Origin of the sequence: Sphingomonas faeni (genome assembly GCF_040407495.1) — a bacterium.
Classification (GTDB): Bacteria; Pseudomonadota; Alphaproteobacteria; order Sphingomonadales; family Sphingomonadaceae; genus Sphingomonas; species Sphingomonas faeni_D.
This window is the reverse complement of the sequence record NZ_JAPZPP010000003.1, coordinates 521,721-535,792: the sequence shown is the minus strand read 5'-3', so window position 1 is coordinate 535,792 and position 14,072 is coordinate 521,721. Positions and strand designations below refer to the sequence as shown.

Sequence of the window (14,072 nt, the reverse complement as noted above, 5' to 3'; positions counted from 1 at the left end):
CGCTTGTTACATCCTGAACGAGACCGATGCGACGTACGTGCGGCCGTTCTTGTAGAACGCCGTCGGACGATCGCGCGAGCCGCTATACTGGGTGTAGGTCGAGTCGAGCAGGTTCTGCGCGTTGACCGTCAGCGTGACCGCCTTGGTCAGGTTGAAGCCTGCCGAGAAATCGAGCTGGCTGTACGGCGCGACCATGTCGATCGAGTTCAGGCGGCCGATCGCGCGGAAATACGCCGACCGGTAGTTATAGCTCAGGCGCGCCTGGAACGGTCCGTTCTCGTAATACGGGATCACGTTGACGGTGTGCTTCGACAGATAAGGCAGGTTCAGCCCCTCGTCGGTCGAGCTCTCGGCGTAGGAGTAGTTCGCCTGCAGGCCGAAGCCGTGCCAGATCTCGCCCTGCGCCGATACCAGCGCGCCGTTGACGTTCGCCTTGCCGCCGTTGAGCGGCTGCGACACGAGATAGGACGCGTTGGTCTGCGTCAGTTCGTTGAAGAACGTCTGACGGCTCAGACCGTTGAGGATGTAGTCCTTCACTTCGCGGCGGAACAGTTCGAGCGACAACAGCGTCCCCTCGCGCGGATAATATTCCGCCGACAGTTCGTAGTTCGTCGACTGGTACGGCTTCAGGTTCGGATTGCCGCCGCTCGCATCGAGCGTGATGTCGTTGCGACCGACCGATCCACCGAGCTGCTCGTAGCGCGGGCGTGCGATCACCTTGGCAACGCTGCCGCGGAAGATCAGGTGCGTGCCTGCTTCATAGGCAACGTTCAGGCTCGGCAGGAACTTCAGATAGTCGTTCTCGACCCGCTGCGGCACGATCGTCGGCAGGCTGCCGTCGGTGCTGGAGACCTGATCGGCGTAGTTCGACACGTTCTTGGTGTAGACCAGACGACCACCGATGTTACCGCGGAACCCGCTCTGGTCGAAGTTCAGCTGGACGTAGTTCGCCGCGACCGTCTCGTCGACGATGTACGAAGCGGTCGGCTTGGCGACGGCGACGTTCACCGAATTGGCGAGGATGTCGATCACGGTCTGCTGCGAGAGGTTGATGTACTTGGTCGCATTGCCGGTGCCGCCGGTACCGTCGAACGTGCCGTTCGGCGTCGTCATCGTGTCGACGCCGAGGCTCGCCAGCGTGTAGTTGGAGGTCGAGTAGTTGTTAAAGCCGCTCGCGTTCAGGCGGTTGCGGTGATCGGTGAACTTGCCGCCGATGCGGATTTCCTTGAACGGCCCCGCCTCGAACGGAATGACCGCGTCATAGCCCGCATAGTAATCGCGATCGATCGTCTTGGAGAAATCGATCCCGCCGGCGCGCGCCGCATTCAGCTGCGTGCCGTTGACGATGACGGGGGCGCCGTCGATCGTCTGGAGCTGCGGGCTGTTGCTGCGACGATAGTTGGCAGGATTGGTCAGGTCGCCGACATAGTCGACGTTCGCGCTGTCGGAGGTGAAGCCGTAGCTGTACGGAAGGTCGGTCCGCACATCGAGCAGATATTCGGGATTGCGCCCGCCGATCGCCTTGCTCCAGCCGCCGGTCGCCGACACGGTCGCGCCGCCCGGGCCTTCCCACTCGGCGACGAAGTTGAGGTTGTCGGTGGTCAGCTTGGTCTTGCGGATCAGCAGATCGAGCTGCGCACTCTGGCTGTTCGCCGAGGCCGCGCCGAAGCTGGCATTGGTGACGACGCCGTTCGCAACCGTCGCCGACTGGAGAACGTCGCCGCTCCATGCGCCGGGGATGACGTACATCGACTGGCTGCTGTTGTTGTAGTTGCCGTCGATATGCAGCCCGTTGAGAGTCAGCGTGATGTCGTCGGTCGGCTTGGCCTGGACCGTGCCGACATAGCTGATGCGCTTACGCTCCTGCGTGAAATACGCGTAGTTGATGCCGAACGGCGACACCGCGTTGGCGAGATCCTGGCGCGTGCCACCGGTCACGGTTGCGGCGGTATTCTTCAATACCGGCTGGCCGCTCGCGTCGCGGATCAGCGCGTTGTTCGCATCCTTCTGGAAGAAGCGGTCGCTGGCATTCTCGAAGCCGAAGAATTCCACGCCCGAGCGGGTCAGGCTCTGCTTGTCGTAGGTCACCGCGCCGAGCACGCCGAACGTGCCGGCTTCGTTGTGCCAGCTGTACAGACCCGACGCGCGGACATTACCCTTGTCGGCGCGGTCGTTGTACGAATAGCCACCCGACGCAAAGATCGAGTTGGCCGGCGTGTCGAGCGGGCGGCGCGTGCGGACGATAACGGTACCGCCGATGCTGCCTTCCTCGATGCGCGGCTCGGGCGACTTGTAGACTTCGAGGCGCTCGACGAGTTCGGGTGCGAGCAGCGAATAGTTGAAGGTACGGCTGGTCGGGTCGTTGTCGTTGCCGCCCCAGTCGGCCGAGGCGACCGCGTGGCCGTCGAGCAGCATGCGATTGAGCGCCGGATCGGTGCCGTGGATCGCGACCTTCTCGCCCTCGCCGAAGCGACGATCGATGCTGACGCCGGGAACGTGCGAGAGGGATTCGGCGACGTTGCGGTCGGGGAACTTGCCGATTGCCTCGGCGCTGATGACGTCGACGATCGCATTGGCCTGACGCTTGACCGCAATCGCGCTGCGCAGGCTGCCGCGAATACCGGTAACGACGATGTCATCGCCGGTTTCATCGGCAACCGGACCGGCAGGACCAGTTGCCTGCGGCTCTGCGGTGGTGGCATCCGACGCCGGCGTGGCGACCTGCGCGAACGCACTCGGGGTCGCAGCGACCAGCACGACCGCACTCGACGCCAACAAAATCTGCTTATGGAAAATCATCGTCAAAGCCCCTTCCCTTGGCGCCGTAGCGCCACCCTGACGCGGTCCGCGCCTCTTATTCTCACCTACCGCTAGGTACTACTTTGGTTGCTAAATAAGCGGCGTGGTAGGGCTACCGTATAACCAATTGCTGGTAGAATCCATCGGAAATTACACTTTGGTTACCGATCGAGGACATCGGCTAAAAGCGCGGATTTCCGAGGTTTTTAAAAGCTTTGCGGTAAGTTGATCCTTCAAGGAACGGCTTGCCGCCTTCCTTGAACCTCAATCTTCGATAATACCATTCCTTGCCGGATCAGGTAGTTTTGGGGATTGAAGCACGCGATTCGATCCGCCAAACGTAATATAATTACTGCTCGCTGAAGGCCGTCCGATGATCTTGGAAGTTTGTGTCGACGATATCGCGGGACTCGACGCAGCGGTCGCGGGCGGCGGCGACCGGATCGAACTATGTGCCGCTCTGGCACTGGGGGGCCTGACGCCCTCGCCGTCGCTGATCGCCGCTGCCAAGACCGTTCCAATCCCCGTCCACCTGCTTGCGAGACCCCGCGAAGGTGGCTTCCACTATACCGCACGCGAATCAGCCATGATCGCCGCGGACCTGGCTGCAGCCAGCGATGCAGGGCTCGCCGGCGTCGTGATCGGGGCAAGCCGCCCGGATCACACCCTCGACACGGACCTTCTCGCCGCGCTCGTTGCGCATGCATGTGCACTGGGTGCTGCACGCGGCACGCCGCTATCGCTGACGTTGCACCGCGCGATCGACTTGTGCGCCGACATGCCGACAGCACTCGATACGGCGATCGCGCTCGGTTTCGAGCGCATTCTGACGTCGGGGGGCGAACCGAAGGCGATCGATGGCATCGCCATGCTCGCCACGCTGCATCGTCGCGCCGCAGGGCGTATCACCATCCTCGCGGGTAGCGGCATCGACGCGGGCAACGCTGCGCAAATCATCGCTACAGGCGTTGGTGAAGTACATGCATCCTGTGGCAGTCTCGTCGCATCGGACACCAATGATGGCCCGTCACCATCACCCGCACGCGAGCGCCTGTTTGGCTTTGCGGCCGCCGCACGCCGCCAGACCGATGCTACCTGCGTACGAAATCTCAAGGCCGTACTTCAAAAAACGGTCGGTCAAGTCGCTTGAACAATACCAATACATAACGTATCCAAGATCGGTTGCTGGGTCGTTCTCGTTTCGGGGCCCGCTCCGGCATCATTGAAAGTCGCCTTCATGTCCTTTTCAACGAGCATTGGCAGGTTCCGGGATGGCAATCCCGCGCCGTTGTACGTCCAGCTCCAGCAGCTGATCCGCGATGCGATCAATCGCAACGTGCTGGCCAAGGACGATGCGCTGCCCGCCGAACGCGATCTTGCGATCGAATACGACGTGTCGCGCATCACCGTGCGGAAAGCGATCGGCGGGCTGGTCGAAGAGGGCCTGCTCACCCGCCGGCGAGGCGCAGGGACGTTCGTCGCGACCCGTGTCGAGAAAAGCTTCTCGAAGCTGTCGTCCTTTTCCGAGGACATGCAGTCTCGTGGCCGTACGCCGAGCAGTGCGTGGGTCAGCCGCACGATCGGGATGGTGACGCCCGAGGAATCGTTGTCGCTGGGGCTATCGCCGGGCTCGGCGGTGTACCGGTTCCAGCGCATTCGCTACGCCGACGACACGCCGATGGCGCTCGAATATTCGACCATCGCCGGATACTGCCTGCCGACGATCGATGCCGTCCAGGACTCGCTGTACGAAGCGCTCGAAGCCGCTGGCAACCGTCCGGTCCGCGCGCTGCAACGTCTGCGCGCGGTTCATTTCAGCCCGGAGCATGCCAAGATGCTCGGCGTGGATGCGGGCCATGCCGGCCTGTTCATCGAGCGCCGCGGCTTCCTGCGCGACGGCCGGGCCGCCGAATTCACGCAATCCTATTACCGTGGCGACGCCTACGATCTCGTCGCCGAACTCAACGACATCTGACGCCGGCGCACGGGCGCCGGCCGGGGGGCATACCGTGACCGAGACTATCACCGCGACCACCGCGTCGCCGCCGACGCCGATCACAAATGCGTCGTCGCCGACGCTGATGTTCAGCGAAGCCGCCGAGGCCGCCGATGCGGTCGCACGGCTGCTTGCCGCCAACCGCGAGGCACTGACGACACTTGGCGAGCGCCTCCGCGCCGCCCCCCCTGCGGTGGTCGTCACCTGCGCGCGCGGGTCGTCTGACCATGCCGCGACCTACGGTAAATACCTGATCGAGACGCTGCTCGGCGTGCCGGTTGCGTCCGCCGCCCCGTCGGTATCTTCGGTCTATGCCGCGTCGATGGCGCCCGGCACTGCACTGATGATCGCTGTCTCGCAGAGCGGCCGGAGCCCCGATCTGCTTTCCACCGTGTCGGCTTATCAAGCCGCCGGCGCGCACGTCGTGGCATTCGTCAATGACGAGGAGTCGCCGCTCGCCGAGATGGCCGACACGATGATCGCGCTGAAGGCCGGGCCGGAGCGCTCGGTCGCTGCGACCAAATCCTATATCTGCGCGCTCGCGGCGTTCGCGGCGCTGACCGCGGCCTGGTCGCAGAACGACGGCCTGACCAAGGCGATCGACACGCTCCCCGACATGCTGACGCTCGCATTCGGTGCGAACTGGACGTCGGTGGTCGACGCGCTGGCCGACGCGAACAACCTGTTCGTGATCGGTCGCGGCTATGGCTACGGCATCGCGCAGGAAGCGGCCTTGAAGCTCAAGGAAACCTGCGCGCTCCATGCCGAGGCGTTCAGCGCCGCCGAAGTCCGCCACGGGCCGATGGCGATCGTCAATGACGGCTTCCCGGTGATCGCGTTCGCCACCTCCGATACCGCCGGCGATGGCGTGCGAGACGCCGCAGCCGAGTTTGCCGTACGCGGCGCCCGCGTATGTCTCGCCGATGCGAAGGCGAACGGTGAAGCAGATCCCGCCGCGTTCACCGCGCATCCGGCGATCGAGCCGATCCTGATGATCCAGAGCTTCTACCGGATGGCCAACGCCCTTTCGCTGCGCCGCGGACTCAACCCCGATGCGCCGCTCCACCTCAGCAAGGTCACGAAGACGGTATGAGTTCGCTGCAGATGCATTTCGTAAATGGCACGATCGTCACCGCCGACACCCTGCTGACCGGCGCGACGATCACGGTCGAGGGCGACCGGATTGCCTCGATCACCGCACTCGACGGTACGCCGTCGGACGCGATCGATCTCCAGAACGGCTGGCTCGTTCCCGGGTTCGTCGACACCCAGGTCAACGGCGGCGGCGGCGTGCTGCTCAACGACCAGCCGACCGTCGAGGGCATCGCCGCGATCGGTGCGGCGCATGCGCCGTACGGCACGACCGCGTTCATGCCGACGCTGATCAGCGACACGCCCGACGTGATCGCGGCGACGCTCGACGCGATGGACGCCGCGATTCTGGCTGGCGTTCCCGGCGTGGTCGGTGCGCATATCGAAGGCCCGTGGATCAATCCCTCGCGCAAGGGCATTCACGATCCCGCCAAGTTCCGGCTGCTCGACGACGCGATGATCGAGCTGCTGATCCGTCCGCGCAAGGGTCGCGTGATGGTGACGCTAGCCCCCGAGCTGACCGATCCGGCATCGATCGCGCGGCTGGTCGCCGGCGGCGTGATCGTCAGCGCGGGCCATACCGATGCGGATTACGAGACGATCATCGACGCGGTCGGTGCGGGCCTTAGCGGGATCACGCATCTGTTCAACGCAATGTCGCCGCTGCTCCACCGCGCGCCTGGCGTGGTCGGTGCGGCGCTCGACGATCGCCATGTCTATTGCGGGCTGATCGCCGATGGCCTGCACGTCCACGATGCCGCGCTCCGCCTCGCGCTCAACGCCCGTCCGCACGACCGGCTGATGCTGGTCAGCGACGCGATGCCGTCGGTGGGTGCGGTCGACAAAGATTTCCGCCTTCAGGGTCGCCTGATCCATGTCGAGGACGGCAAGTGCTTCGGCGAGGACGGCACGCTTGCCGGCTCCGATCTCGACATGGCCGGCGCGGTCCGCAACTTCGTCGCACGGACGCACGCCGACGTGCCGACTGCAGCAGCGATGGCTGCGACCAACCCCGCCGCGTTCCTCGGCCTGTCGCACGAACGCGGTACGCTGGCGCCCGGCCTGCGCGCCGACTGGGTGGCGCTCACCGCCGACCTCAGGCCCGCGGGCACCTGGATCGGCGGCCTCAAGATCGCAGACGGAATTTAGTCCATGAAGCCGATCATCCTGACGTCGCCCCTCCAAGGCTGGGCATCGCCGCTCGAGGCTGTCCCGGACCCGGTCTTCGCCGAACGGATGATGGGCGACGGGATCGCCGTCGATCCGACCGGCGACTGCCTGCACGCACCGTGCGACGCCGTCGTGCTCAGCGTTCACGCCAGCGGCCACGCGATCACGCTGCGGACGCCGGAGGGCGCCGAGATTCTGATGCACATCGGGCTCGACACGGTGGCGCTCGGCGGCCGCGGGTTCACCCCGTGCGTGGTCGAGGGCGCGAGCGTCCAGCGGCTCGATCCGCTGATCCGCTTCGATCTCGACCTGTTGGTCTGTGAAGCGCGCGCGGTCATCACGCCGGTGATCGTCACCAACCCCGAGCGTTTCACCATCGTCCGTCGCGAGACCGGCAAGCTGGTCGGTACCGGCGAGGCGATGATGACGCTCGAACTGCGCGTAGATGCAGCAGACGTAGCCGTGGTCGAAGGCGACACGGTCCGCCGCACGATCGTCGTGCCGCTGGTCCACGGGATCCACGCGCGGCCAGCGGCCCGGATCGGCGAGATCGCGCGGAAATTCGTGTCCGACGTGACGATCACGAAGGACGCCCCGGTTGCGGCCGATCGGCGCGACGGCAACGTCCGCAGCCCTGTCGCGCTGATGGCGCTGGGCGTAAAGCTCGGCGACGAGATCACGCTCGCCGCCACCGGCCCCGACGCCGCCGACGCGCTTGCCGCGATCGGCGACCTTATCCTGGGCGGCATGGGCGAAAAGGCGGCCACAAACGATAGCGCCCCGAGCTCCCGCCCCCCGGCTTCCACAGGGGAACAGAAGCGCGCCGCGGGGAAGGTTTTGACCCTACCCGCCAACGGCCGCCTCCCCGGTGTCACCGCATCCCCCGGGATCGCGATCGGCCAGGCCGGGATCTTCCGCCTCGCCGAGATCGCCGTGACCCGCGACGGCGCGGGCGCGGCCACCGAACGCGCCGCACTCGATACCGCGCTCGCGACCGTCATCACGCGCCTCGCCACCAAATCCGCCACGGCCACTGGCGCCGAGCGCGCGATCCTGTCCGCACACGCGGCCCTGCTCGACGACCCGACGCTGACCGCCGCCGCCCACGCAGCCATCGCCCAAGGCGACAGCGCAGCCTATGCCTGGCGCACCGCGATCCGCGCGCAAGCCGACGCACTCCACGCCACGGGGGACGCACGCCTCGCCGAACGCGCCGACGACATGCTCGATCTCGAACGCCAAGTGCTGCGCGCACTCGCCGGAGAGGATCTCGACGAACGCCTGAGCTTCCCGCCCGGCACGATCCTGCTGGCGGACGACCTGCTTCCGTCGCACCTGCTTGGCCTCGACACCGCGTCGATCGTCGGCTTCTGCGTGGAGCGCGGCGGCCCGACCTCGCACGTCGCGATCCTCGCCTCGACCATGGGCTTGCCTGCCTTGGTCGCAGTCGGCCCCGCCCTCTCCGAGATCGCCGCGGGCACGCCGCTGATCCTCGACGCCGGCGCCGGCCTGCTTCACGTCGCACCGGACGCCGAAACACAGGCAGCTGCACAAACCGCGTTCGACGCGCAGACCGAACGCCGCCGCGCCGCGCTCGCCAATGCCGCGCGCGAATGCCGCACGCAGGACGGCGTCCGGATCGAAGCGTTCGCCAATCTCGGCTCGGCCGACGATGCAGACGCCGCGGTCCGCAACGGCGCCGAAGGCTGTGGGTTGCTCCGCACCGAATTCCTCTTCCTCGAACGCGACAGCGCGCCGAGCGTCGAGGAACAGACCGCGGACTACCAACGCATCGCCGACACGCTCGACGGTCGCCCGCTGATCGTCCGCCTGCTCGACATCGGCGGCGACAAGCCCGCGCCCTATTTGCCCATCGCAGCCGAAGAGAACCCGGCGCTGGGCCTGCGCGGCATCCGCGTCGGGCTCGCCCACCCCGAGATGCTCGACGCGCAGCTGCGCGCGATCCTCGCGGTCCGCCCCGCCGGGCAGTGCCGCATCATGGTCCCGATGATCGCAAGCCTCGCCGAACTCCGGGCGGTTCGCGCCGCGCTCGACGCTGCCGCCGCCGCAACCGGCCACACTGATCCCGTCGCGCTCGGCATCATGATCGAGACGCCCGCCGCCGCAGTCACCGCCGACCTGCTCGCCAGCGAAGCCGACTTCCTCTCGATCGGCACCAACGACCTGACGCAATATGCGCTCGCGATGGACCGCGGCAATCCGGCGGTCGCGAGCGACCTCGACGGGCTCCACCCCGCCGTGCTGCGATTGATCGCACGGACCTGCGAAGGCGGCGCGGTCCACGGCAAATGGACCGGCGTGTGCGGGGGCCTCGCCTCCGATCCGCTCGCGGTACCGATCCTGATCGGCCTCGGCGTCGCCGAACTCTCGTCCGCGCCCGCGCTCGTGCCCGAGATCAAGGCGCTGGTCGCGACCCTCACGATCGACGCCTGCCGCGCGCATGCCGCGGCGGCGATGAACTGTATCTCAGCCGCGGACGTGCGAACGCTCGCCCGGGAGTTCCGCCCATGAAGTCCGTGCTCGAAGCCCTCCAGCCGCTCGGCCGCGCACTCATGCTGCCGATCGCGGTGCTCCCCGTCGCCGGCCTTCTGCTGCGGCTCGGCCAATCAGACATGCTGGATATTGCCCTGCTCAGTGCGGCGGGTGACGCTATCTTCTCGCATCTCGGCTTGTTGTTCGCGATCGGCGTCGCCACCGGCTTTGCCCGAGACGGCAACGGGGCCGCGTGTCTCGCGGGCGTAGTCTGCTACCTCGTGACGACGCAGGGCGCGCAAGCGCTGATGACCGTCCCCGTCGATGCACTCAAGGGCTTCACCGGCGACACGGTCGCGCTTGTCACCGCGGCGTGGAAGGCCAAGGCGATCGCCCGGCTCGACGTACCGATCGGCATCATCTCCGGCCTGATCGGTGGCAGTTTCTACAACCGCTTCTCGACTATCGCGCTCCCCGAATATCTCGCCTTCTTCGGCGGGCGCCGGTTCGTGCCGATCGTCAGCGGTGTCGTCGGGGTCGTGCTCGCCCTGGTCGTCGGCCTCGGTTTCAGCGCGCTCAGCGCGGGCATCGATGGTCTGAGCTATGGGATCGACGGCGCTGGCGGGTTCGGCCTGTTTGTGTTCGGCGTGCTCAATCGCCTGCTGCTCGTCACCGGCCTGCACCATCTGTTGAACAACATCGTCTGGTTCGTCGCCGGCGATTATCATGGCGCGAACGGCGATATCCACCGCTTCTTCGCCGGCGACCCGACCGCGGGTGCGTTCATGGCCGGGTTCTTCCCCGTGATGATGTTCGGCCTGCCCGCCGCCTGCCTCGCCATGTACCATGCCGCGCTGCCCGAACGCCGGAAAGCGGTCGGTGGCATGCTGCTCAGCCTCGCACTGACTTCGGCGCTGACCGGCGTGACCGAGCCGATCGAGTTCAGCTTCATGTTCCTCGCACCGGTGCTCTACGCGATCCACGCGGTGCTGACCGGCCTGTCGATGGCGCTGATGAACGCGCTCGGGGTGAAATTGGGCTTCGGCTTCTCCGCCGGGCTGTTCGATTACGTGCTGAACTACGGCAAGGCGACCAAGCCGCTGCTGCTGCTCCCCGTCGGTCTCGCCTATGCCGCGATCTACTACGTCCTGTTCCGCACCGTCATCAAACGCCTCGACCTGCCGACTCCCGGCCGCGAGCGCGACGCACCCGTCGCCGTGGCAACGATCGCCAAGAGCGAACGCGGTGCAGCCTTCGCCGAGGCCTTGGGCGGCGCTGCCAACGTGACCAGCGTTGGTGCGTGCACGACCCGGTTGCGGCTGATCGTCGTCAACCAGAAGCGCATCGACGAGGTCCGTCTCAAGGCGCTCGGCGCACGCGGCCTGATCCGCCCCTCGGCCAACGCGCTCCAGATCGTGCTCGGTCCGATCGCCGACTCGGTCGCCGTCGAAATCCGCGACGCGATCGCAGCACCGGGCGAGCCGGCAAGCCCGGTCCCTTCGGTCGCGGACGCCGCACCGGTTGCCACCAACGACGTCCGGCTGACCCCCGCCACTCTTGCCGCACTCGGTGGCGCGGACAATCTGGAGGCGGCGAGCCAGCACGGCACCCGCTTGCGGATCCGTCTGAAGAATGTCGACCGCGCCTCGACACCCGCGCTCGAAGCACTGGGCATCCACGCGATCGCCCGCCCAGCGCCCGGACTGCTCCACCTGCTGCTGGACGGAGACGCCGACGCGGCAATCGTCGCAGCCTGACCGCGCCCGGAGTGTCGGGCTGGGAGTGCGTCCAGCAGGGGCGAGCGACGGACGAGCCAGGGTTCTACCGGCCACGAGCGGCAGGTGGTTTCGACCCGCGAACCGGGATCGGCCCCGGAACCTATGGTCGCGCCTCGTCATTCACATGGCCTTCACGACGTTTGCGACCTAGGCCAACCCGATGACCGACAAAACTTCCGCCCCCTCGATGAACCCTGGCGAGTTCGTCGCCTTCGTCGCGGCGTTGATGGCGGTCAACGCGCTCGGCGTCGACCTGATGCTGCCCGCGCTCGCGGATATCGGCCACCAGCTCGGCATCGCCACCGCGAATCACCGGCAATGGATCATTACCGCCTACATGCTCGGATTCGGCGCCGGCCAGCTCGTCTACGGTCCGTTGGCGGATCGGTACGGGCGCAAGCCGATCCTGCTGCTGACGCTCACCGGGTTCGTCGCAGCGAGCGTCTTCGCGGCCGGATCGCAGACCTTCGCGGCACTGCTCGGCGCTCGCGTCCTTCAGGGGCTGATGTCGGCCTCCACGCGCGTGCTTGCCGTCGCGATCGTGCGTGACCGCTATTCGGGACGCCAGATGGCTCGCACGCTGTCGGTAGCGCAGATGATATTCTTTCTCGTACCGATCATGGCGCCCAGCCTTGGCCAGCTGTTGCTCGCGATCGGTCCGTGGCGGTTCATCTTCTACGCCCTGGCCGGATTTGCGGCAATCGTGCTCGCCTGGTCGGTCACGCGGCTCCGCGAATCGCTGCCGGTCGATCGCCGTACACCGCTGTCACTGGCCGCGCTGCGCCATGCCTACACGCTGACGCTGACGAACCGATTCTCGGCCGGGTATGCGGTTGCGGCATCGATGACCTTCGGCGGCATCATCGCCTTCGTGTCGTCCGCCCAGCAGATCTTCGTCGACGAGTTTCATGCCGGCGAGCGCTTCACGATCCTGTTCGCAGTCTGCGCGTTTTCGATGGGGTGCGCGTCGTTCGCCAACAGCCGGCTGGTCGAGCGCCTGGGGACGCGGCTGATCTCGCAAGCCGCGGTATTCGCACTGATCGGCCTTTCGCTGCTGCATATCGGCGTGATCGCGACGGGGCTCGAATCGCTGTGGACCTACATGCTGTTCCAGGCGCTCAGCATGACCTGCATCGGCCTGTGCGGTTCGAATTTCGGCGCCATGGCAATGGAGCCGGTAGGCCATATCGCGGGAACCGCCTCGTCGATCCAGGGCTTCATCACCAGCGTCGGCGCGGTGATAGTCGGATCGCTGATCGGGCAATCCTATAACGGCACTACCTATCCCCTGGCGATCGGCTACCTCGCGATCGGGCTCGGCGTCCTCGCCGTCGTATACGCAGTCGAGGGCGGCAAGCTCTTCCGCGCACGGCACGCAGCGGGCGAGCAAGCGTCCGCGCCTTGAGAACTCATACGCCTGCGTAAGCTGCGCAACGCTCCGCCGCCCCGCGGTAGCTCATTGCAGTATCCTCGAAGGTTTTGGCACTTGCCGCGGCACAGATCGGCGTCGCGAGTTCACCGCGGTCCGTTAGCCGAACGTGCTCGAGATCACGGACGCGCGGCGGTTCGGGCGTCCAGCTTCCAAGATACGACCCAGATCGCGAAGCCGCCAAGTGCCAGCGCCGTGCCGACCCAACCCGTCGAGGGGAGGCCGTAACCGCCGGCGATCGCCAGACCGCCGAGCCACGGGCCGATCGCGTTGGCGGTATTGAAGGCCGAATGGTTGAGTGCCGCCGCCAGCGTCTGTGCCTCCTCCGCAACATCCATCAGCCGCGTCTGCAGGATCGTCGAGAGCCCGCCTCCGCAACCAATCAACACGACGACCGGCAGGATCGCCCACACATGCGGCGTCGCGGGTGCGTAGAGGGCCAGCGCTCCTGCTCCGAACAACAACGTGATACCTGCAGCGGGCATCAAGGCAACGTCCGCCGCCTTCGCACAAACCAGCGTGCCGATCGTCATGCCCACGCCGAACAGCGCGAACGCGACTGGCGTGAAGGCGGACGAAACGCCGGTTACCTCCGTCAAGGTCGAGGCAAGGTACGTATAGACGCAGAAGATCCCGCCGAACCCGACCGCACCGATCGCCAGCGTCAGCCAGACCTGCCCGTTGCGCAGCGCCGCCAGTTCGCCGAGTGGGGTTGCATCCTGCGCAGGACGCAGCACCGGCGCGAACCGGACCAGCATCGCCACCGTCGCTGCCGCGATGATCGCGACGATCCCGAAGCCCCAGCGCCAGCCGAACCACTGGCCGATCCCATTGGCGAGCGGCACCCCTGCGATCGTCGCGATCGTCAGCCCCAGCATCATCCGCGACACGGCGCGCGACCGCTTCTCGCGCGGCACCATAGATGCCGCGACCAGCGATCCTACCCCGAAATACGCACCGTGCGGCAATCCGCTCAGGAACCTGGCCAACAACATCGTATGATAGGTCGGCGCGAGTGCGGACAGGCCGTTGGCGATTCCAAGGAACGTCATCAACCCGATCAGCAGTATCCGCCGCTCGATCTTCGCGGCCAGCACCGCGATCGTCGGCGCGCCGACCACCACGCCGAGCGCATAGGCACTGATGACATGCCCCGCGGTCGGCTCGTCGATGCCAAGCCCGCGTGCGAACTGCGGCAACAGGCTCATCGCCGCGAACTCGGTCGTGCCGATCGCGAACCCGCCGACGGCGAGCGCGAGCAGCGCCATGCGCGTATCGACAGGTTTCATGGGCATCTCTTTCGTAAGTCGGTGAG

The 14,072-nt window shown here is 66.3% G+C and carries 9 protein-coding genes; 7 read left to right on the top strand and 2 right to left on the bottom strand.

Annotated features, from left to right (window positions below):
* Positions 1–6 precede the first annotated feature (6 nt).
* Complete coding sequence (locus tag O6W96_RS12515) at positions 7–2,799, bottom strand: TonB-dependent receptor (RefSeq protein ID WP_353469848.1); 2,793 nt, start codon at positions 2,797–2,799, stop codon at positions 7–9.
* 373 nt (positions 2,800–3,172) lie between these two features.
* Here O6W96_RS12515 and O6W96_RS12510 point away from each other — a divergent pair, with 373 nt between their 5' ends.
* The 7 genes from O6W96_RS12510 (at position 3,173) to O6W96_RS12480 (ending at position 12,733) form a co-directional block, all read left to right on the top strand.
* Positions 3,173–3,949: a copper homeostasis protein CutC gene (locus O6W96_RS12510; protein WP_353469847.1), complete on the top strand. Its 777-nt coding sequence runs from the start codon at positions 3,173–3,175 to the stop codon at positions 3,947–3,949.
* An 87-nt stretch (positions 3,950–4,036) separates the two neighbouring features.
* Complete coding sequence (locus tag O6W96_RS12505; RefSeq protein WP_128455172.1) at positions 4,037–4,774, top strand: GntR family transcriptional regulator; 738 nt, start codon at positions 4,037–4,039, stop codon at positions 4,772–4,774.
* A gap of 106 nt (positions 4,775–4,880) precedes the next feature.
* On the top strand, positions 4,881–5,888 hold the full coding sequence (locus O6W96_RS12500) for an SIS domain-containing protein (protein WP_353469980.1): 1,008 nt from the start codon (positions 4,881–4,883) through the stop codon (positions 5,886–5,888).
* 11 nt (positions 5,889–5,899) lie between these two features.
* A complete protein-coding gene (gene nagA, locus O6W96_RS12495) occupies positions 5,900–7,036 on the top strand; it encodes an N-acetylglucosamine-6-phosphate deacetylase (RefSeq protein WP_353469846.1) in 1,137 nt (378 codons plus the stop codon).
* A gap of 3 nt (positions 7,037–7,039) precedes the next feature.
* The gene (ptsP, locus tag O6W96_RS12490) at positions 7,040–9,589 is read left to right on the top strand and encodes a phosphoenolpyruvate--protein phosphotransferase (RefSeq protein WP_353469845.1); all 2,550 of its coding nucleotides are present in this window, start codon (positions 7,040–7,042) and stop codon (positions 9,587–9,589) included.
* Positions 9,586–11,307 carry an N-acetylglucosamine-specific PTS transporter subunit IIBC gene (gene nagE, locus O6W96_RS12485; protein WP_353469844.1) on the top strand — a complete coding sequence of 574 codons (1,722 nt, stop codon included), beginning with the start codon at positions 9,586–9,588 and terminating at the stop codon, positions 11,305–11,307. The genes ptsP and nagE overlap by 4 nt, the downstream gene beginning before the upstream one ends.
* 208 nt (positions 11,308–11,515) lie before the next feature.
* Positions 11,516–12,733, top strand: coding sequence for a multidrug effflux MFS transporter (locus O6W96_RS12480; protein ID WP_353469979.1), 1,218 nt, complete (start codon positions 11,516–11,518; stop codon positions 12,731–12,733).
* Positions 12,734–12,876: 143 nt separating this feature from the next.
* Here the strand turns inward: O6W96_RS12480 and O6W96_RS12475 are convergent, their stop codons facing one another.
* Positions 12,877–14,046 carry an MFS transporter gene (locus O6W96_RS12475; RefSeq protein WP_353469843.1) on the bottom strand — a complete coding sequence of 390 codons (1,170 nt, stop codon included), beginning with the start codon at positions 14,044–14,046 and terminating at the stop codon, positions 12,877–12,879.
* Positions 14,047–14,072 lie beyond the last annotated feature (26 nt).

What these genes read in the sequence shown, in the direction of transcription:
- O6W96_RS12515 (WP_353469848.1), bottom strand. Translation starts at nt 2,799, where the DNA reads ATGATTTTCCATAAGCAGATTTTGTTGGCGTCGAGTGCGGTCGTGCTG.
- O6W96_RS12510 (WP_353469847.1), top strand. Translation starts at nt 3,173, where the DNA reads ATGATCTTGGAAGTTTGTGTCGACGATATCGCGGGACTCGACGCAGCG.
- O6W96_RS12505 (WP_128455172.1), top strand. Translation starts at nt 4,037, where the DNA reads ATGTCCTTTTCAACGAGCATTGGCAGGTTCCGGGATGGCAATCCCGCG.
- O6W96_RS12500 (WP_353469980.1), top strand. Translation starts at nt 4,881, where the DNA reads ATGTTCAGCGAAGCCGCCGAGGCCGCCGATGCGGTCGCACGGCTGCTT.
- nagA (WP_353469846.1), top strand. Translation starts at nt 5,900, where the DNA reads ATGCATTTCGTAAATGGCACGATCGTCACCGCCGACACCCTGCTGACC.
- ptsP (WP_353469845.1), top strand. Translation starts at nt 7,040, where the DNA reads ATGAAGCCGATCATCCTGACGTCGCCCCTCCAAGGCTGGGCATCGCCG.
- nagE (WP_353469844.1), top strand. Translation starts at nt 9,586, where the DNA reads ATGAAGTCCGTGCTCGAAGCCCTCCAGCCGCTCGGCCGCGCACTCATG.
- O6W96_RS12480 (WP_353469979.1), top strand. Translation starts at nt 11,516, where the DNA reads ATGAACCCTGGCGAGTTCGTCGCCTTCGTCGCGGCGTTGATGGCGGTC.
- O6W96_RS12475 (WP_353469843.1), bottom strand. Translation starts at nt 14,046, where the DNA reads ATGAAACCTGTCGATACGCGCATGGCGCTGCTCGCGCTCGCCGTCGGC.